The sequence below is a fragment of the Erythrobacter sp. JB3-1 genome (genome assembly GCF_057364995.1).
In genome coordinates this window covers 1,287,029-1,305,481 of the sequence record NZ_CP200289.1, presented here as the reverse complement: position 1 = coordinate 1,305,481, position 18,453 = coordinate 1,287,029, and the positions used below count along the sequence as shown (strand labels likewise).

Annotated in this window: 19 protein-coding genes and 1 pseudogene; 7 read left to right on the top strand and 13 right to left on the bottom strand. The window is 57.2% G+C overall.

The features are described from left to right. Positions 1–5 precede the first annotated feature (5 nt). The 3 genes from AC0V6M_RS06170 (at position 6) to AC0V6M_RS06160 (ending at position 2,417) form a co-directional block, all read left to right on the top strand. Entirely contained in the window at positions 6–416 is a 411-nt protein-coding gene (locus tag AC0V6M_RS06170; protein ID WP_486137961.1) for a DUF2793 domain-containing protein, read from the top strand. A gap of 227 nt (positions 417–643) precedes the next feature. After that, the gene (locus AC0V6M_RS06165; protein WP_486137960.1) at positions 644–1,771 is read left to right on the top strand and encodes an OmpA family protein; all 1,128 of its coding nucleotides are present in this window, start codon (positions 644–646) and stop codon (positions 1,769–1,771) included. An 85-nt stretch (positions 1,772–1,856) separates the two neighbouring features. Beyond that, positions 1,857–2,417, top strand: coding sequence for a superoxide dismutase family protein (locus AC0V6M_RS06160; protein WP_486137959.1), 561 nt, complete (start codon positions 1,857–1,859; stop codon positions 2,415–2,417). Positions 2,418–2,425: 8 nt separating this feature from the next. Here the strand turns inward: AC0V6M_RS06160 and AC0V6M_RS06155 are convergent, their stop codons facing one another. The 7 genes from AC0V6M_RS06155 to AC0V6M_RS06125 all read right to left on the bottom strand — a co-directional run bounded on the left by AC0V6M_RS06155 (position 2,426) and on the right by AC0V6M_RS06125 (position 9,356). Further along, positions 2,426–4,036 (bottom strand): MFS transporter, encoded by a 1,611-nt coding sequence (locus AC0V6M_RS06155; RefSeq protein WP_486137958.1) that lies wholly within the window; start codon positions 4,034–4,036, stop codon positions 2,426–2,428. Positions 4,037–4,065: 29 nt separating this feature from the next. Next, the gene (queC, locus tag AC0V6M_RS06150) at positions 4,066–4,761 is read right to left on the bottom strand and encodes a 7-cyano-7-deazaguanine synthase QueC (RefSeq protein WP_486137957.1); all 696 of its coding nucleotides are present in this window, start codon (positions 4,759–4,761) and stop codon (positions 4,066–4,068) included. 60 nt (positions 4,762–4,821) lie between these two features. Next, on the bottom strand, positions 4,822–5,235 hold the full coding sequence (locus AC0V6M_RS06145) for a hypothetical protein (RefSeq protein ID WP_486137956.1): 414 nt from the start codon (positions 5,233–5,235) through the stop codon (positions 4,822–4,824). Positions 5,236–5,320: 85 nt separating this feature from the next. Next, complete coding sequence (gene hslO, locus AC0V6M_RS06140) at positions 5,321–6,232, bottom strand: Hsp33 family molecular chaperone HslO (protein WP_486137955.1); 912 nt, start codon at positions 6,230–6,232, stop codon at positions 5,321–5,323. 56 nt (positions 6,233–6,288) lie between these two features. Continuing rightward, the gene (gene argF / locus AC0V6M_RS06135; RefSeq protein WP_486137954.1) at positions 6,289–7,221 is read right to left on the bottom strand and encodes an ornithine carbamoyltransferase; all 933 of its coding nucleotides are present in this window, start codon (positions 7,219–7,221) and stop codon (positions 6,289–6,291) included. Continuing rightward, entirely contained in the window at positions 7,221–8,420 is a 1,200-nt protein-coding gene (locus AC0V6M_RS06130; protein ID WP_486137953.1) for an acetylornithine transaminase, read from the bottom strand. The genes argF and AC0V6M_RS06130 overlap by 1 nt, the downstream gene beginning before the upstream one ends. Before the next feature lie 141 nt (positions 8,421–8,561). Then, positions 8,562–9,356, bottom strand: a complete 795-nt coding sequence (locus tag AC0V6M_RS06125; RefSeq protein ID WP_486137952.1) for a cold-shock protein — start codon at positions 9,354–9,356, stop codon at positions 8,562–8,564. 306 nt (positions 9,357–9,662) lie between these two features. Between AC0V6M_RS06125 and AC0V6M_RS06120 the strand changes: the two genes are divergently transcribed. Continuing rightward, the gene (locus tag AC0V6M_RS06120; RefSeq protein ID WP_486137951.1) at positions 9,663–10,103 is read left to right on the top strand and encodes a protein tyrosine phosphatase family protein; all 441 of its coding nucleotides are present in this window, start codon (positions 9,663–9,665) and stop codon (positions 10,101–10,103) included. Between the two features lie 14 nt (positions 10,104–10,117). On the opposite strand, the gene AC0V6M_RS06115 is transcribed toward AC0V6M_RS06120, so the two are convergent. Then, a complete protein-coding gene (locus AC0V6M_RS06115) occupies positions 10,118–11,542 on the bottom strand; it encodes an amidohydrolase (protein ID WP_486137950.1) in 1,425 nt (474 codons plus the stop codon). A gap of 59 nt (positions 11,543–11,601) precedes the next feature. Between AC0V6M_RS06115 and AC0V6M_RS06110 the strand changes: the two genes are divergently transcribed. The 3 genes and pseudogenes from AC0V6M_RS06110 (at position 11,602) to AC0V6M_RS06100 (ending at position 14,584) form a co-directional block, all read left to right on the top strand. After that, positions 11,602–12,009, top strand: coding sequence for a hypothetical protein (locus AC0V6M_RS06110; RefSeq protein WP_486137949.1), 408 nt, complete (start codon positions 11,602–11,604; stop codon positions 12,007–12,009). Positions 12,010–12,019: 10 nt separating this feature from the next. Further along, positions 12,020–12,973, top strand: coding sequence for a sterol desaturase family protein (locus AC0V6M_RS06105; protein WP_486139578.1), 954 nt, complete (start codon positions 12,020–12,022; stop codon positions 12,971–12,973). Positions 12,974–12,999: 26 nt separating this feature from the next. Beyond that, positions 13,000–14,584, top strand: a pseudogene (locus tag AC0V6M_RS06100) (GMC family oxidoreductase). Between the two features lie 176 nt (positions 14,585–14,760). On the opposite strand, the gene amt reads toward AC0V6M_RS06100, so the two are convergent. From amt to AC0V6M_RS06075, 5 genes are all read right to left on the bottom strand, one after another. After that, the gene (amt, locus tag AC0V6M_RS06095; RefSeq protein ID WP_486137948.1) at positions 14,761–16,110 is read right to left on the bottom strand and encodes an ammonium transporter; all 1,350 of its coding nucleotides are present in this window, start codon (positions 16,108–16,110) and stop codon (positions 14,761–14,763) included. A gap of 12 nt (positions 16,111–16,122) precedes the next feature. Beyond that, positions 16,123–16,461 carry a P-II family nitrogen regulator gene (locus tag AC0V6M_RS06090; protein WP_486137947.1) on the bottom strand — a complete coding sequence of 113 codons (339 nt, stop codon included), beginning with the start codon at positions 16,459–16,461 and terminating at the stop codon, positions 16,123–16,125. 183 nt (positions 16,462–16,644) lie between these two features. Next, positions 16,645–17,202, bottom strand: coding sequence for a pyridoxamine 5'-phosphate oxidase family protein (locus tag AC0V6M_RS06085; protein ID WP_486137946.1), 558 nt, complete (start codon positions 17,200–17,202; stop codon positions 16,645–16,647). Further along, positions 17,202–17,567: a GFA family protein gene (locus AC0V6M_RS06080; RefSeq protein ID WP_486137945.1), complete on the bottom strand. Its 366-nt coding sequence runs from the start codon at positions 17,565–17,567 to the stop codon at positions 17,202–17,204. Before AC0V6M_RS06080 ends, AC0V6M_RS06085 begins: the two co-directional genes overlap by 1 nt. Next, positions 17,564–18,445 carry an alpha/beta fold hydrolase gene (locus AC0V6M_RS06075; protein ID WP_486137944.1) on the bottom strand — a complete coding sequence of 294 codons (882 nt, stop codon included), beginning with the start codon at positions 18,443–18,445 and terminating at the stop codon, positions 17,564–17,566. Before AC0V6M_RS06075 ends, AC0V6M_RS06080 begins: the two co-directional genes overlap by 4 nt. Positions 18,446–18,453: the final 8 nt, after the last annotated feature.

Sequence of the window (18,453 nt, the reverse complement as noted above, 5' to 3'; positions counted from 1 at the left end):
CTACTATGCCGACAGCCGCTTCTTTTCCGGCAACGACCTCAAATTACTCATTGCCCTTGCTCTTCTCAGGTCAAGCGCAAAAGGAATTCTTCGTCAACGAAGCGTTCTCTTTGATTGATAGCCTATTGCCGAAAACAGTTCTCGGCGTTCAAGATACGCCTCCAACCACACCTAGTACAGGCGACATCTATGTGGTCGGTGCTGGTTCAAGTGAATGGAGCGGCGAAGATAATAGTTTGGCTATTTTCCTGAATAATTCTTGGCATTTTGCGCCAGCAGTGCCCGGCATGATGGTGTTCAATCAAGATACGAGCCAAATCATGTTCTTCTCGTCTGTTTGGGCGAGCGCGACCGAACCGCTCCTCCCCGAAAATGGGAGCGTTGTAGACGCAGAAGCACGAGATCATGCTCGCTGAGATCGTCGATGTCTTAAAATCGGTTGGTATTCTTGCATAAGGCCGAAACAGCGGTCTTGCACGGCATGCAACCACGACAAGATATGACGAAGCCTGCCTTTTTTGGGACCAGCTTCGCCAATAGCGACTTTATTGCAACAGTTTGATCGATTGATTGCTTGCCACGGTTAAAGAGAAAAGTTAGAGAGAACGCTGCTCCAAATAACGCTAAAAAGGGGATTATTGGAATGCGCAAACTCGTCATAGGATTGGCGATGGCTTCAACGGCGCTCGCAGCGCCTGCTACGGCTCGTGATGGGCAGTGGTACATCCAAGGCGATGGTGGAGCCATGATTGTCGAGGACATCGACTTCGACGTTAATGGGAACTCAAACGACGTCCAAAGTGATTACGATTCCGGCTACGACTTCGGCGCGGCAGTCGGTTACGACTTCGGCGCTTTCCGTTTGGAGGCTGAGGCGAGCTACCGAGCTGCAGACCTTCAGAACCTAACGGTCGGTGCAGTTGGGGTGGCTTCGGCAAGCTCGGCTATTGTTCGTACTGCGGGTACATTTCCTGCATCGGGCGAAGTGAATGCGCTGAGCTTCATGCTCAACGGATTGTTCGACTTTGGTGAAGATGACGGCGTTCAAGGTTTCGCTGGAGGCGGCGTGGGTGTTGCTCGCGTAGACTTGGATGGAACGATCAATTCGAATGGGCCTGGAGCATATAGCGACTCAGATACAGGTCTTGCCTGGCAAATCCTCGCTGGTGTCCGTGCGCCACTAAATGATAGCTGGGACATTGGCCTAAAGTACCGGTACTTTAACGCTGTCGGTGTTGATATCGTCGATACGCTTGGTGCGCAGTATGAGACAGATGTAGCGACCCATTCGATCCTCGGTTCGATTATCTACAACTTTGGCGGCGACGTGGCACCTCCGCCACCTCCGCCACCACCTCCGGCACCTCCGGCACCACCGCCGCCACCACCACCTGCACCGCCAGCACCAACTGCGGCTCCGTGTAACACCGGCCCATACATCGTGTTCTTCGATTGGGACGAATCAGTCATTACACCTGAAGCAGCGACCATCTTGGATAGTGCGGTTACCGCCTATGCAGATTGTGGTACGGCGAATGTTATGCTTGCGGGCCACACTGACCGTTCGGGCAGCGTGACTTACAACATGGCGTTGGCTGAGCGTCGTAACGCTTCGGTTCGCGGCTACCTTGCCGGTCGCGGTGTTCCAGAAGGTCGCATCACTGGTGAAGCCTTTGGCGAATCTCAGCCTCGCGTACCTACCGCAGACGGTGTTCGCGAACTGCAAAACCGCCGCGTAGAAGTGACTTACGGCCCGGGTTCGGGCATGTAATCACGACTGACGTTGAAAAATTGAGAAAAGGGGTCGGCACAGTCCGACCCCTTTTTTTGCCAAAATTTCTGGTCTGGAACCTGTTATGCCTCGCCTCATCCCAACCGCTTTGCTTTTCTCATGCCTTGCACTGAGCGCATGTGGCTCTGGTCAAGAGAACAAAAAAACCGCTCCAGACAGTAAAAATGCTCAAGCGGAGCAAGTTGCTACGGCAACACTCTTCGACGCCAGCGGTGCCGAAATCGGCTCAGTGCAATTACTTAGACAGTCTGACACGCTTTCTGTTGAAGTGGCCATTGAGGATCTTACGCCTGGCCAGCGAGCTTTTCACCTCCACACGATGGGCGTCTGCGATGGCCCCGATTTCAAAACGGCAGGCGGCCACCTTAATCCATTCGAGAAAGCCCACGGCTCGCAAAGCGCCAATGGAGCACATCTGGGCGACCTGCCCAACCTAGCCATTGAAGAGCAATCGTCATTCGAAACTTCGTTTCAGCTGTCCGGAACGGCCGACGAATTGCTTCCGCTCATCTTCGACGAGGACGGCACCGCAGTTATGCTTCATGCGGGTCCAGACGATTATGTCAGCGACCCTGCAGGTGCAGCTGGACCACGCATTGCTTGCGGCGTCCTCGCCAAGAAATAAACGATAGTCTAGCTTTCCGGCGCTGGTTCCCCTGCAGCCTGAGCCCGCTCAAGCACCGTTGCATTCGCTCGCGGAACGAGACGAATAGCCGCAATTAGCAAAAGCAGACCAACCGGCGTAATCCAAAGCGTTGAGAGCACTCCCACACTCAAGCCGGCGTCGTCTTGTGCTGAAACATAGCCAGCGGTGTATGGACCGAGGGCCAAGCCCACCAGAGTCGTCGCCAAAAAGAATGTAGCAGTCGCGGCTCCCCGCATCCTAGGGAGGACCAGTGCCTGGCTGCTAGCCGCTGCGGCACCGAGTGCCGATGCGGCCAATGCACTAGTGATAACGTTCAAAATGAGAAACAGCGTGAAGCTGTCGGTTGTATATTGAACGAGTGCAAATGGGATCGGACTGACAAGTCCAAACAAAATCACCCAAATCCTGCCGGATGAGAAACGCGTAAACAACGCATCTGCCATTCTACCGCCGAGGATCACCCCCAAAAATCCGCCAGCCGCGCCGCCGCCGCCGAGCCAGAAGCCAAGCTCAGCTTTGGAGACTTCAAACGTTCTTTCGGCATATGGCGCGCCCCAATAAGAGGCTGCATAAGCCATAAATGCCACGGTCCCATACCCTAGGATCGTGCACAGAAAAGCCGGAGACCCCCAAGTCAAAGCAAACGTGGGATAGTCACGCTCTCGCAAAGCGCTCGCCCAACAAAAGACGGCATAGTAGCCAATCGCTAGCAGGAACCATTGATCCGTGATCGGCGCAAAGATGAACCCAGGACCCGAGCTTAGGATGTTCGTCAGACCATAGGCGACCGCAAGAGCGCCAATGAAAACCGCGATGTTGATCACCAGAGCTTTTCCGCCTCGGGCAGCGGCACCGAAAAAGGTAAAGCCCGGGATCACAGTGCAGAGCTCCCGCACAAAGCCTTTGAACGGATGCGGATCCTCAGCCGTTTCCAGGCCATCAATTGCTCCGCGAACCGGCTCCCGCAGGGTCACGACCCAAATGGCCAAAAGCAGGCCTGGCACCCCGACCGCAATAAAGGCGGCCTGCCAGCCCGCTAGGCCCAGCAATGGGTCCCCTTGCGGAAACGTCGCGTTCCAGCGGTCGACAACCAACCCACCAATAGCGAGCGAGATTCCCCCACCGATGTAAATGCCGGAGCTGTATATAGCGAGTGCGGTCGCCCTCAACCTCGCGGGAAACCAATCTGAAATGAGCGAGTATGCCGAAGGACTTGCAGTCGCCTCGCCAACACCAACGCCAATTCTTGCGACCGTCAAAGTGGCGGCATCTCGCGCAAAACCTGACACCGCTGTCATTGCCGACCAGAGGGCAAGCCCAATGGTCATAAGCCGCACCCGCTTCCAACTATCGGCTAATTTCCCAAGCGGGATACCGAAGAGCGCGTAAAAGATCGCGAACGCAGTACCGTACAAAAAGCCGAGATAGGCATCGTCAACGCCTAGGTCCGCTTTGATGTCATTGGCCAGGATCGATAAGATTTGCCGGTCAATAAAGTTGAGCACATAGACCACCACCAAGACGCTCAATGCGTACCAGGAATAGGCGGGTACCGGCTGGTCGGTATCGACCACTGGCTGGCTTTTGGTCTCGCTCAAGTCAGTTCCCCTATTGGAGCAGGCATTTCTTATGCTGCGTATTGCGTGTTGTCGGTTAGATTCGCCTCAGCAAAGCCCTTGCGCCTCAGCCGACATGAATCGCACTCACCACATGCCGCTCCATTAGGTGCGGGATCATAGCAAGACCAGCTCCAGGCAGGGTCGAGACCCAAGCGATCGCATTCGCTGGCAATGTCGGCTTTCGTCATGTGCTGAAGTGGGGCGTGGATCTCAAACGGAAACCCTTCCACACCGGCCTTCGTCCCAAGGCGAGCGGTCTCAGTAAAGCTGGCAATGAATTCCGGCCGGCAATCCGGATAGCCAGAATAATCAAGCGCGTTTACTCCGATGAAAACATCCTTGGCGCCCGCGGCTTCGGCGAATGCGATGGTCAGCGCGAGAAATACCAGGTTGCGAGCAGGCACATAAGTGACGGGAATATCTTCCGCGACACCTGTCTTGGGCACTTCGATATCGGCGGTCAGCGCCGATCCACCAAATGAACGCAGATCGAGCGACATTTGCACCTGTCGCTCAAGACTCAATTTTTCGGCAATATCCTTGGCTGATTGCAATTCCCGGCGATGGCGCTGGCCATAGTCGATCGTGAGCGCTTGGACGGCAAAACCGCGCTCTCTCGCAATTCCAGCTGATACCATTGAGTCGAGCCCGCCTGATAACAGGACCACGGCAGTGGGCTTCTTTTGCTCTTGTACGAAACTCATCGTCACTGAATTAGCGCGCTTACGATATTAAGCAATCCACCGTAGCCAATTCCTACGCAATCAGCACGTGCCTGTGCGGCGGGCCTCCGCGGTCACCTGGAATGGCAAGCCGCCAACAATCCCTTGGCTCTCGACCTGAACCAAAGAGGCCGTTTCACGGCGAATGTTTGTCCGCCCATATCCATCACCCGGGCAAGTGTATTGGACGGACACTTCAGACGCCCCATCCTCCACCACGAACCGGCTACAATTGTCTTGAGTATGGCGAAGCTGGATCAATTCGCGTCCACTGCGCACGCAAATCTTACGCGATGGAGAGCCGTCTCGCGGCTTCACAGTCCATTCGCCCTTTGCCAGCCCAGATAGCATCGCAAGCCCATCGGACTGTGCGGCCAGAGGCACGGCTCCGGCGACAGCAAACAGCCCCAAGGCCATCAGCTTTCGCTTACCAATCGGTGCGCTACATTTTTCCATCAGCATACCTCGCCACATATTTGCTGCACTGAGTTGTACGTATTGGACAACCCGCGATGAGCCGTTCCTGAATAGCGATGAACTGTTAAATTGCCAAGACATATTGCTGAGCGCAAAACTGGCAGTCGACCACAATCCGCCCTTCATCATCACGCATTGCATCCTGCTCATCGGCTGGAAAACGGGCGATGACGCTATGGTAATAGCCCGCACTGCAGCGGCAACCGCGCTTCAATCCCTTGCCGGGCTGAACCCGAATCTGATCCTCTTCGTGGAACAAACGCCACACGATGCTTTCCATGGATAGCTCGGGATCGAGCAGTTCTTCGTGACTGATCGTGCCGGCCAGCGCGACGATGTGTTCCCAATCCGGATGGTCAAGGCGAACGTGCAAACGCTCCCGTCCCTCTTCGCCATCGGCGAGATGCTGGATCAATACGCCGGCGGCGTGATGGCCGTTAGCGCCGGATCGGCTGGCAACTCGGATCAGCGTAGGCACTTGCTCTGACTGAACGAAATAGTTCTCGCACGCCTCAGACAGGTTGTCCCCTTCCAGCGGGACGATGCCCTGATAACGCTTGCCCGCACCTGTTTCGAAGGTGATCGCAAGATATCCCTCCCCAAACAAAGCTGCGAGCGCTGGATTAGCGCCAAGGCTCTCAACCTGAGCGCCATCAAACTCAGCATAGCCGCGCATTGTCCCGCCGCGATAATCACACACAAGCAATTGCACCGGGCCCGCCTTCGTCTGCGCCTGCATGGTCGGCTGGCCATCTTCGCCCTTGAGCAATCCGCCCATAAGGGCGCCCAGCACCAGCGCTTCGCCGAGCAGGTGCTGAATGGGAGCGGGGTAATCGTGCACCGCCAGAACATCGTTAAGCACTGCATCAAGGCGAACCACGCGGCCACGGGCGCTGCGCGAAGGCAGGGTGAAGCCAAGCAGTTTATCAGCGAAAGTCTCGGGCTCTTGCGTCTTGGGAGATTGGGCCTGTGTCATAGCTAGCTATATGGTGACTCTAACGCTAGCGGTAAGCCCCAATCGTGGGGCAAGCCTCACGCAAGCAGGCCAAAACTCCAAAGCAGAACAGATTTTTGTGCATGAATGCGGTTTTCTGCCTCGTCAAAGACGACCGACTGCGCCCCTTCAAACACCTCTTCGCTTACTTCTTCCCCGACGTGCGCAGGCAAGCAGTGAAGGAACAGAGCATCGGGTTTGGCCTCAGCCATGAGCGAGGCGTTGACCTGAAAGGGTTCCATAGCGCGGCGCTTCTCATCCGCATCCGCTTGTCCCATCGAAATCCAAGTGTCGGTGACCAGGACGTCCGCGCCGCGTGCCGCAACTGAGGCGTCATGCGTCAGAGCAACCTCTGCCCCTCCAGCCCGCGCCATTTCGACAAACTCACTGTCAGGTTCATAGCCGGCTGGTGTCGCCACCCGAACATTGAACTTCATCAGGCTGGCCGCTTCCAAGATGGAATGCAGCACATTGTTACCATCGCCGAACCAGGCGACCTCCAAGCCCGGCAGAGGCTTGCCATGTTCAATCACTGTGAGCAGGTCAGCAACGATCTGACACGGGTGCGAGCGATCAGTCAGCCCGTTGATCACAGGCACGGTCGCGTGGCGCGCCATTTCCTCGATCTTCGCATGGTCATCGGTCCGCAGCATGATTGCATCGACCATTCGGCTCAGGACGCGGGCGGTATCCGCAATGGTCTCGCCGCGTCCCAATTGGCTCGAGGCGCTATCTAGGATCAGCACCGAGCCGCCCAGCTGCCGCATCGCGATGTCAAAGCTCACGCGGGTCCGCGTGGAGTTCTTCTCAAACACCAAAGCCAGAACCTTGCCCGCCAGCGGAGCGTCGGCATCAGCCTGCCCCTTGCCCCAGCCTTTGCGCGCTGCTTTGCGATCAATCGCATCGCCGACCATCGCGGCCATTGCATTAGCCCCAGCATCGCTGAGATCGAGAAAATGTTGATACGTCATCAGGCTGGCTCTGGCACTTTATAACTCGCCGCACCGGCGGAAAGCTTTTCGAAGAACTCATCAATTTCAGCGTCGCCAATCACCAACGGCGGCAGCACACGCAACGTGTTGTCGCCCGCGGCAACAGTGAGCAGATCGTGATTCTCGCGCAGGTGCACAAAGAACGGACGGCTTTCGACCTTCATCTTAATGCCCAGCATCAGTCCCATGCCGCGGACCAGTTCAAACAGTTCTGGGTAATTGCCGATGAATTGCTCAAGCCGGGTGCGAATGCGCTCACCCTTCTCGCGAACTGAGCTCAAAAATTCCTCATTGGCCACGGCCTCCATGACGGCGCAGCCCGCCGCCATCGCAAGCGGGTTGCCGCCATAGGTCGAGCCGTGAGTCCCAAAGGTCATGCCCCGCGCGGCCTTTTCGGTCGCTAGGCAGGCGCCAAATGGGAAGCCGCCGCCAATGCCCTTTGCGGTCGCGACAATATCTGGCGTGACGCCATATTGTTCATAGGCATAGAGCGTGCCGGTGCGCGCGACCCCGCATTGCACCTCATCCAGAACGATCATTAGGTCATGCTCATCGGCCAAGTCTCTCAACCCCTGCATGAATTCCTGCGAAGCGGGGCGAATGCCGCCCTCTCCTTGGATTGGCTCGACTAGGAAGCCTGCCGTGTTCGGGCCCATCAACGCTTTGGCTGATTCCAAATCATCGAACTCAGCATATTTGAAACCATCAAGCATTGGCGAAAAGCCATGGTGCATCTTCGTCTGGTTTGATGCGCTGATAGTGGCCATTGTGCGGCCGTGAAAGGCGTTGGAGAATGTGATCAGTTCATGCTTGCTGGCATCACCGGCATCGCCTGCGTTCTGGTGGTAGGCACGCGCGGTTTTGATCGCGGCTTCCACTGCCTCCGCGCCTGAATTGGTGAAGAATACCGTGTCGGCAAAGGTGTTGTCGACCAGCATTTTCGCCAGCTTCTCACCCTGCGGGCTGCCATAGAGGTTGGAGACATGCATCAAGGTCGCGGCTTGCTCTTGGATCGCCTTGATCAGCCCCTCGTGTGAGTGGCCCAGCAAGTTCACTGCAATGCCGCTGGCAAAATCGAGGTAACGCGTACCATCCTCGTCAATCAGGTGGCAGTGCTCGCCTCGGACCGGACGGACACCGCACCGAGGATAGACAGGCATAAGCGGTGTGATCGACATGGTTTGATCCTTAAGAACTGAGTGAAGTCGAAAATTGAATTCAGGAATGGAAAAGGCGACCCTAAACAGAGCCGCCATTTCCCGAATTGATAAGGCCGCTCATGTTTCCGGTCAAACGGCCCTGATATGTGCTGGGGAGATTTATCCCTGCGCAGGCACCAAGTTGACAGCAGAATGCTTGCCTCGTCGGTCGACTTCAATGTCAAACTCGTAGCGTTCGCCTTCATTGATGCCTTGGAGCCCGGAACGCTCAACCGCGCTGATATGCACGAATGCGTCCGGCTGGCCGTCGTCGCGTACCAGGAAGCCAAACCCCTTCATGGAATTGAAGAACTTCACGGTCCCAGTCGCTTTTTCGCCGGTCAGCTCACGCTGAGGCGCTGCTTCTTTTTTCTCAACAGCGATCACATCGCCAACGACTTGGAGATCCTGAGCGGAGATTTTGCCGCCGCGATCAACCAGGTTGAACTCAAGCTCTTGACCTTCAGCCAGACCTTCCAGTCCAGCACGCTCAACTGCGCTGATGTGAATGAACACGTCTTCGCCGCCGCCTTCTTGCGCGACAAAGCCGAAGCCCTTCTGGCTGTTAAAGAATTTCACAGTGCCTTTGCCGGTGCCTACGACCTGTGCGGGCATGCGGTTGAATCCGCCGCCTCCACCGCCGCCGCCTGGGCCACCACGACCGCCACCGCTGCGATCACCGCCGCTGAAACGGTCACCACCGCCTCCGCCGCCGTAACGATCGCCACCGCCGCCGCCTGGTCCACCACGTCCACCGCCGCCGCCATAGCGATCACCGCCACCACCGCTTCGGTCATTTCCGTAATTGCCTGGAGGCGGAAATCCATCGCCGCCGCCGCCAAAAGGATCGTAGCTGTCCTCGCCGAATCCGTCGCGCTTGTCCCGGCCGCGCCGACGTCCTCTATCGTAACCCATAACTCAAAACGTACCTTACAAGACTGCCCATCCTCCTATGCGTCAGGGCGGGGACAGCAAGCCACCACTGACACAGGCAGAACACCGATATTGTTCGGAGTCCCACCTCGTAGAATCGGTACATAGCGCACAAACCATTGCTTTGCGAATGATTTAACCGATCCCCGCTGTTATCACTGAGAATTGTGACACTTTCGAACACGTCCAATACTTGCTTCGCATCAAAGTGTTGGCCATGAAATGCACGCGCGCACAGATATTCTGAGCATTCCCGCAGGCTTTCGCAGCATAAAGGCGATTAAAACCATGAGCGACTTTCGCGAACTCTCACCCGCCATTTTTGCCAGCCCGCAAATCACATTGGATGATGTTACTTCGGCCAAGGATGCGGGCGTCACCTTGATCATTAACAACCGGCCAGATGGCGAAGACCCTGAGGCGCCTCAGGGTGATGCAATCGAAGCGGCGGCCAAGGAAGCGGGCCTAGATTATTGCGCGATCCCGATCGGGCATTCCGGGTTCAGCCAGCCGCAGATTGACGAGATGGTTGGCGCGATGGCTAAAGCTGACGGCAAGGTGCTCGCCTATTGCCGTTCTGGCACGCGCTCGACCTTTCTGTGGGCGCTTGCCCAGGCAAAATCGGGCCACAGCCCTACTGGGATCGTAAATGCCGCATCACAAGCTGGCTATGATGTCAGCCCGGTCCGCCCCATGCTCGATATGCTTTCTGGCCAATCAGGCGAGTAGACCTGCACGCTCACTCACTTGCGGTAATCGAGCGGCGGTTCGCGGTCGCCCAACAGCGATTTGTACGTGTAATCCGGTCCGCGTGCGGCATCGAATTCGGCCTTCGCCGCGATGCGCAGCCCCGGATTGGTGTAAAGCTCCGCCGCCATCAAAGCCATCGCCTTGGCCGCGACCTGAGCGCCCTTGTGGCCAATCGAATGACCACTAGCGGCAACCGCTTGCCAAGTATGCGCGCTGGTGCCGGGCACCCAAGTGGCCGTGCGGACGCCCACTGTTGGCGTCGCCCAAGAGACATCGCCAACATCGGTTGAACCATAGCCAAGGCTCTTGTTGTATTCGCCGATTTCGCCCGCACTGCTGAGCGGTTTGGCCGCATCGCCGAGCGATTTTTGCACTTCTTCGGCCCATGCTCGCTCTTCAGCGGTGTACTCAACGCCGCCAACCATCCGCAATTTTGCGTCCATCATCTTGGCCAATGTCTCATTGACCAGCAGCGGGTTGTTCCCGTGGATCACTTCCCACTCGACATCGGTCCCGGTGCCGAGCGCAGCGCCCTTGGCCGCATTCTCCAGCCGCGCCCAAATCTCATCCACGCCGTCGGGATCAGGATGGCGGACATAATAAAACACCTCTGCAAAGTCCGGCACCACATTGGGCGCGTTGCCGCCGCTGGTGATGACGTAATGCATGCGCGCATCTTGCGGCATATGCTCGTGCAGCATGTTCGCCATCATGTTCATCGCTTCCGCCCCGTCCAGAGCAGAGCGGCCCCGCTCTGGCGCGCCAGCCGCATGTGCAGAGATGCCCTTGAAGCGAAACTTGGCAGAGCGATTGGCGAGGCTCGTCTGGGCCGCTGCGCTGTTTTCATCGTCCGCATGCCAGTGGATCGCAATGTCAACATCATCGAACAATCCGGCCCGCGTCATGTAAACTTTGCCAGAACCGCCCTCTTCCGCCGGCGTTCCATAGAAACGGATGCGGCCCGGCGTGCCGGTCGCCTCCAGCCATTGCTTCACTGCAATAGCGGCCGTGAGTGAGGCAGCGCCAAACAGATTGTGCCCGCAGGCATGCCCAGCATGTTTGCCGTCAACCATATCACGCGTTGCCAGCGCAGACTGGTTGATACCAGGCAGAGCGTCCATCTCGGCAAGGATCGCGATGATTGGACCGCCCTCGCCCCATTCGGCGACGAACGCAGTCGGAATCTCGGCGATACCCGCCTTGATCTCAAACCCTTCACCCGCAAGCTCCGATTGCAAGAGCCCGCTCGACTGAGTTTCAAGATAGCCAACCTCGGCCAGATCCCACAATTGCTGAGCCACTCTAGCGGTGCGCTCTTGCTGCGCGTCAACATTGGCGGCCGGGCCTTGAACCTGAGCGCTGAGCGGCGCCGCGCTAAGCAGCAGTCCAGCCAAAACGGTGCGAGCAACGAACTTCATGAGCAATCTCCCTTGCGCTCTGCTTGCCGCAAAGCTGCCGCCGTGCCAATCCTTTGCGGATGGAAATTGATCCGCTTCTTCTGCAATTTGGCGGTTCGCTGGTGGCTATTGTGCTGCTGGCGTGGATTGCCTCTGCACTGAAGCTGGGCGGTAAGCCAAAGTTGGCAAACCATAGCGAGGCCGCACGCGCAGCAAGCGAGGTGGCAGACGGCTTTGCGCCACTTGAAAGCGCAATTGCGCGTGATGGGGCCGGAGCGATCCTGAAAGACGCACAAGGCCAGATCATGCTGCTCAAGCCGCATGGCGTGCATTTTGCCGGACGCATTCTCAGCGCAGAAGCCAGCGCCACCGCTTCAGACAACATGCTCATCGTCGATACGGGTGAGGCACGCTTTGGCTCAGTCCGGCTGGTACTCGATAATGCAGACATTTGGGTGGCAGCCATCAATCAGCTAGACAGGCGTTAACATGATCGACCTGCCCGATTTCTCTGTTACTGAGCTGGCCGTGCCGCTGTTTATCGCGGCCATCCTCGGCGAGATGACCTGGGCAAAAATGCGCCAGCAAAGTGCCTACGAGCCCAAGGACACACTGGTCAGCCTTGGCTTCGGGCTCGGCTCCACGGTCGCAGGCGCACTCTTCGGCGGCTTCTTCCTCGCGATCTTCATCGCCGCCTATGAATACCGCTTGTTCGACATCAGCGAGAACTGGTGGGGCCCGCTTTGGGCATGGCCGGCCGTCTTTGTACTCGATGATTTGAAATATTACTGGGTGCACCGCGCGGGGCACCGTATCAGGTGGATGTGGGCCGCCCATGTGAACCATCATTCAAGCCAGCACTACAATCTCTCAACGGCCCTTAGGCAGACCTGGACAGGCTCGTTCACCTTTGGCTTTATCTTTGCGTTGCCATTGGTGCTGATCGGCTTTCACCCTGGTATGATCGCGGTGTGTGGCGGCATCAATCTGGTCTACCAGTTCTGGATCCACACCGAGGCGATTGGCAAAATGCCGCGCTGGTTCGAAGCGGTGATGAACACACCCAGCCATCACCGGGTCCACCACGCCACCAATCCGCGCTATCTTGATCGCAATTATGCAGGCGTTTTCATAATTTGGGACAGGATGTTCGGCACATTTGAAGCAGAGCAAGACGATGAACCCATCAGCTATGGCATCATCAAACAGCTCGGCAGCTTCAACCTGCTGTGGGCGGTATTCCATGAATGGATCGACATGCTACACGATATCGCCCGCGCGCCGTGGCGGCATAAGCTATCTTACCTGCTGCGCGAACCTGGCTGGACCCATGATGGCAGCCGCGAGACCTCCGATATGATCCGCAAACGCTGGCGCGAGCACACAGGCCGGTCACCACAAAATCCGGTAGCGGATCGAAACTCGATTGAAAGCCCGCACGAAGCTGCTTAAGCCTGTCACCTCCAAGAGGAGAGATCATGGAAAGCTTCGATTACATCGTCATCGGCGGTGGTAGCGGCGGCAGCGCAGCGGCAGGACGGCTCGCCGTCGATGGTACCAAGCGCGTGTGCTTGATCGAGGCAGGTGGGCGCAATGACAACGTCCTGATCAAGACCCCCGGCTTCATGCCCTTCATCCGCAATTCGTCGAATTATAAGTTCGACACCGTCCCGCAAAAGGGGCTGAATGGCCGGATCGGCTATCAACCGCGCGGCAAAGGCCTTGGCGGATCTTCGGCGATTAACGCGATGGTCTATATTCGCGGCAACGCCTGGGACTATGACAATTGGGCGGCGATGGGCTGCACCGGCTGGGCCTATGAGGACGTGCTGCCCTATTTCAAAAAGGCGGAAGCCAACGAACGCGGCGCGGATGATTATCACGGCGCGGGCGGACCGTTGTTTGTGTCCGACCTGATCTCACCCAACCCGACCAGCCATGCCTTCGTCGAAGCGGCTGGCGAGATGCAGCTGCGCCGCAATGATGATTTCAATGACGAGACCCAAGAGGGCTTTGGCCTCTACCAAGTGACACAGCGCAATGGCGAGCGTTGGTCCGCGGCCCGCGCCTACGTCGAGCCCATTCGCGAGCAGGGCAATTTCGCGATCCGCACGGGCACAGTGGTTGAGAAGCTGGTGATTGAGCAAGGCCGCGTGACAGGCGTTCGGGTCAAGCGCGGTCGGCGCAGCGAAATGCTCTATGCAAAACGCGGCGTCATCCTGTCCGCCGGAGCATTTAATAGCCCGCAAATCTTGATGCTGTCAGGTGTTGGTCCGGGTGCGCATTTGCAAGAGCGCGGCATCCCCGTAGCGCTCGACCGGCCAGAGGTTGGTGCCAATCTGCAAGACCATTTGGACTATGTCTCTGGCTGGGAAACCGAAAGCGATGTACCGATTGGCGGGACGCTGAAAGGCACATTGCGAATGGCCGCCGCCATGCTCGAGCATCGCCGCAGCCGCACTGGCGTGATGACCACCTGCTATGCCGAGGCGGGGGTTCTGGACGGTTATGCCAGACAGCCCCGCACCCGACGTGCAATGGCATTTTGTGCCTGCCATTCTGGAGGATCACGGCCGCGAGAAAATCAAAGAGCATGGCTTTTCTCTGCACGCCTGCGTCCTGCGCCCGGAAAGCCGGGGCACGGTGCGGTTGGCATCGCGCCGCGCAACCGACGCGCCAATGATCGATCCCAATTTCCTCGATGATGAGCGGGATCTCGCGGTCCTAAGAGCAGGCGTGCGTGTCTCTCATCGGATTGTGGATGCCCCTGCACTGCAAAAATATGGCCCCACGGATCGGCACCCAATTGACCTCGACAATGACGACGAGCTCGACAGTCTCATCAGAGAACGTTCCGACACCGTCTATCACCCGGTCGGCACCTGCCGCATGGGCAGCGACAAGGACAGCGTGGTTGACCCGACGCTCAAAGTGCGCGGGCTTGACGGACTATGGATCGCGGATGCCAGCGTGATGCCCAAAATCGTCAGCGGCAACACCAATGCACCGAGCATCATGATCGGCGAACGCTGCGCAGATTTTGTGAAGGCAGCGACCGCCTGAGCAACGCGGGCCAAGCAAGGCCACTCGCAAACCAGAGCTGCAAGTTAAGACAAAAAAGAGGCCGGAGCGCATTGGACGCTCCGGCCTATCAAAAGTTGTTTGTTCGCAGGAGGAACAAAGGTTAGCGGAGGGAGTGGGAGAGGAGAGTACTCCCCCGCTAAACTGGGTTGCGCGACTTAACTGCGCGCGAATTCTGGATAGGCTTCCACGCCAATCTCTGCCTTATCGAGGCCGTTCATTTCGTCTTCTTCGCTCGGACGCACGCCAATGGTGTACTTCAGGGCAAGCCAGACGATGGCCGAGGCTGCAGAAACAAAGAGCGCAGTAACAAGGACGCCAATACCTTGGACGCCGAATTGCTGGCCCATTGTGAGAGTGACGCCGTCAACTTCTGACTGAGTGTTGAAAGCAACTGCCAGCGTACCCCAGATCCCTGCGAACAGGTGAACCGGAATTGCGCCAACGACGTCGTCAATTTTCAGCTTATCAAGAAGCGGTACAGTGAACACTACGATGGCGCCGCCGACTGCACCGATCAGGATCGAAGATCCGACCGTTGGAGCCAGTGGTTCAGCAGTGATCGAGACCAATCCCGCCAATGCGCCGTTCAAAGCCATGGTTACATCGGCCTTCTTATAACGGATCAGCGTCAGCAGGATCGCCGTCACAACACCGCCGGCTGCGGCCATGTTGGTGTTGACGAAAATTTTCGACACATCAGACACGTCACCAACGGTGCCCATGGCAAGTTGAGACGCGCCGTTGAAGCCGAACCAACCTAGCCACAGAATGAACGTACCCAAGGTTGCCAGTGGCACATTCGCCCCTGGGAAAACGTTGACTTTGCCATCCGGGCCATAGCGGCCAGCGCGGGCACCAATGATGATAGCGCCTACCAAAGCCGCCCAGCCGCCGGTCGAGTGGACCAGAGTGGAGCCTGCGAAATCGGAGAAGCCCATCGCGTCAAGTGAACCTGCGCCCCATTCCCAGCCGACGACAACGGGATAGATGAAGCCAGTGAGCAAAAAGACGAAGATAAAGAATGGAACAATCTTCACGCGCTCTGCCACGGTGCCCGAAACAATCGAAGCGGTGGTGGCGCAGAACACCATTTGGAAGAACCAGTCGGAGGCGACCGAATAGCCAGTATCAAGGTCAGCCTCGCCGACACCCTGCATCGGGTAAATCGTGCCAGCCATTCCGAACCAGCCAGCGCCGTCAAATCCTGGGTAGGCAATGTTATAACCGACGACCCAGAACATCAGACCAGCGATCGAATAGAGACCGATATTCTTGAGGCACTGTGTTGAGGTGTTTTTCGAACGGACCAGACCAGCTTCCAACATGGCAAAGCCAGCGGCCATCCACATAACCAGAAAACCGCCAATCATGAACAACAAGGTGTTGAGGATGTAGGCAGTTCCGTCAGAAACAACTCCGGCAGCCGGAGCAGCGGCCATGGCAGGCGAAGCCAATGCCATGCTGCCCGTCGCAAGGGCTGCAAAAGATAGGAGAGTTCGCTTCATTTGATTGCCCCCTTAAAGCGCTGTTTCGCCGGCTTCGCCTGTGCGAATCCGGGTTGCCGATGCGAGATCGAGCATGAAAATCTTGCCATCGCCGATCGCGTCGGTGTTGGCGGTTTGCTGGATGGTCTCAACGACTTGCGCAGCGATCTCGTCGCTGGCTGCAATCTCGAGTTTCACCTTAGGCAGCATGTTGGTCGAATATTCTGCGCCGCGGTAAATTTCGGTCTGGCCTTTTTGGCGGCCAAATCCTTTGACTTCAGAAACGGTCATACCGGCGACACCGATGCTGCCCAGCGCTTCGCGGACTTCATCGAGTTTGAATGGTTTTATGATGGCGATGATGAACTTCATCCGTGCCCCCTCAATTTCCGCCGGTCAGCCCCGGCGCGTATTGAGCAGCAAAAGGCGTGCCAGTTTCGGCAGCAGAGCGGAATCGCGGAGAAGCGCGAGTTCTAGGGTTAACCACCTAAAGCGGCCTGCCTAATTTTTAACCTCTTGTTTATTTTTTAGGCAGTCAGGGCAACTGCAACGCAGTTATTCACCCGCGATATAGCGATCGGTTGGGCGCGTTGGCAGGCCATCAATGCTGCTGATGCGAGTCGCCATTTTTGCCTCCCATTCCGCCGGGTCAGATTGCCGATGCGCTTTCTTCAGCGTCTCCCGCTCTGTCTCCAGCGTCATCAGCGGGACGCCCCAGCCGCAGCCGGTCTGAACACTTTCGATATCAATCGCAAAGATTTGGCGCGTGCCTGGCAGCATCGTGAAATGGCTCGCCAAATTATCCCAGCCGTCATCCTGAGGCAGCACAGGGACACCGCGCCCATAAATCCGCAGGATATTCGCCGGCTGCTGAAAATTGCAGAACATGATCGTGATGCGCCCATCCGCGCCAAGATGCGCGTGCGTTTCATTGCCGGACCCGCCGAGATCGAGATAGGCAACGCGTTTAGGGCCAAGAATGCGAAAGGCATCATAGCCTTTTGGACTGAGGTTGATGCGCCCAATCGGCGCCGAGGTCGCCACGAAGAACACAGGCTGCGCTTCGATCATGGCGGTGTGCTTGTCATTCAGCGCATCAAAAAACTCAGCCATCAGTCCATATCCTTACCTATGGTTGCGCGCACCGGAATGCCCGCCGGGTCGAAATCTTCCAGACAAAACACATTGATCCCAATAAAGTCCGGTGTCACCCGCTTCCTATGGAACGGGTAGATACCGCATGCCCCGCAAAAAAAGTGCTGCGCAGTCATTGTGTGGAATTGATATTCACGGAGCGCCTCAGCGCCTGCGAGCAATTCAAAGTCGGTTTCGTGCACCTTCACCATCAAAGCGTTCTTGCGGGCGCAGATGGAGCAATCACAAGTGGTGAGTTCGGGAAAGTCTGTCTTGATTGCAAACTGCACGGCACCGCAATGACAGCCGCCTGAATGACGCTCCCTTGGCCTTCGCCCCGTCAAAGAAAGTCTCTTAGCACGTTCATAAACTTGTCGAACTGGTCATGGTGCAACCAATGCCCGGCCTTTTCAAATTCGATGACTTGAGCGGTGTTGAAATGCTTGAGCCGCCCGTCTTTCTCTGGATTGGAGGCCCGGCTGTCCGCGCCATAAAGCAGCAAAGTGGGGCATGTGATCGCGCCCCAAGTCTGCTCGATGAATTCATCCGCCACGTCTTCAACGCCCCAGACATTGAGATGCGGATCGAATTTCCAGCCGTAGGTGCCATCCTCATTGCGGTTGACCCCGTGCACGGTCAGGTGCCGCGCCTGCTCCTCGGTTAGGTAGGAGTTTTCCTCGATCATGCGCGCGAACGCGGCCTCGATGCTCTCGTATTTGCGCGGGGTTCGCCCAGCCGCTTTGCGCTTCTTCCCGATCCATTCCGCAAGGCGTTCTGGATATGGCGTTACACGCTGCTCGGCCTTCCATTCAGGGCTAGGACCAAGGCCTTCAATCGCGACCAGCTTCGTGACCATTTCAGGAAAGGTGCCCGCATAGCGAAGGGCGACATTGCCGCCCATGGAATGGCTGACAATGGTCACAGGCCCACTGCCCAATTGGTGGATCAGCTGCGCCAGATCATAGACCATATCGCCCGACTGGTAATTGCCATCAGACACCCAGTCACTGTCGCCATGCCCGCGGTGATCCATCGCCACCACGTGATAATCGGCGCACGGCTGCTCAGCCGTCCAGTCCCAGCTGCGCGCGTGGTCGCGCCCGCCGTGCACCAGCACCAGCTTGGGCTTTGCGCGGTCAGCATCGCTTTGCGCCCAATCGAAATAATTGAGCTTTATGCGCTGAGAGAAAAACGTCTGAGAGGTTGGGCCTGATACAGTCATGCAATGTC

Coding starts and splice junctions, on each gene's coding strand:
- AC0V6M_RS06170 (WP_486137961.1), top strand. CDS start 6: ATGCCGACAGCCGCTTCTTTTCCGGCAACGACCTCAAATTACTCATTG.
- AC0V6M_RS06165 (WP_486137960.1), top strand. CDS start 644: ATGCGCAAACTCGTCATAGGATTGGCGATGGCTTCAACGGCGCTCGCA.
- AC0V6M_RS06160 (WP_486137959.1), top strand. CDS start 1,857: ATGCCTCGCCTCATCCCAACCGCTTTGCTTTTCTCATGCCTTGCACTG.
- queC (WP_486137957.1), bottom strand. CDS start 4,761: ATGAGTTTCGTACAAGAGCAAAAGAAGCCCACTGCCGTGGTCCTGTTA.
- AC0V6M_RS06145 (WP_486137956.1), bottom strand. CDS start 5,235: ATGGAAAAATGTAGCGCACCGATTGGTAAGCGAAAGCTGATGGCCTTG.
- hslO (WP_486137955.1), bottom strand. CDS start 6,232: ATGACACAGGCCCAATCTCCCAAGACGCAAGAGCCCGAGACTTTCGCT.
- argF (WP_486137954.1), bottom strand. CDS start 7,221: ATGACGTATCAACATTTTCTCGATCTCAGCGATGCTGGGGCTAATGCA.
- AC0V6M_RS06130 (WP_486137953.1), bottom strand. CDS start 8,420: ATGTCGATCACACCGCTTATGCCTGTCTATCCTCGGTGCGGTGTCCGT.
- AC0V6M_RS06125 (WP_486137952.1), bottom strand. CDS start 9,356: ATGGGTTACGATAGAGGACGTCGGCGCGGCCGGGACAAGCGCGACGGA.
- AC0V6M_RS06120 (WP_486137951.1), top strand. CDS start 9,663: ATGAGCGACTTTCGCGAACTCTCACCCGCCATTTTTGCCAGCCCGCAA.
- AC0V6M_RS06115 (WP_486137950.1), bottom strand. CDS start 11,542: ATGAAGTTCGTTGCTCGCACCGTTTTGGCTGGACTGCTGCTTAGCGCG.
- AC0V6M_RS06110 (WP_486137949.1), top strand. CDS start 11,602: ATGGAAATTGATCCGCTTCTTCTGCAATTTGGCGGTTCGCTGGTGGCT.
- amt (WP_486137948.1), bottom strand. CDS start 16,110: ATGAAGCGAACTCTCCTATCTTTTGCAGCCCTTGCGACGGGCAGCATG.
- AC0V6M_RS06090 (WP_486137947.1), bottom strand. CDS start 16,461: ATGAAGTTCATCATCGCCATCATAAAACCATTCAAACTCGATGAAGTC.
- AC0V6M_RS06085 (WP_486137946.1), bottom strand. CDS start 17,202: ATGGCTGAGTTTTTTGATGCGCTGAATGACAAGCACACCGCCATGATC.
- AC0V6M_RS06075 (WP_486137944.1), bottom strand. CDS start 18,445: ATGACTGTATCAGGCCCAACCTCTCAGACGTTTTTCTCTCAGCGCATA.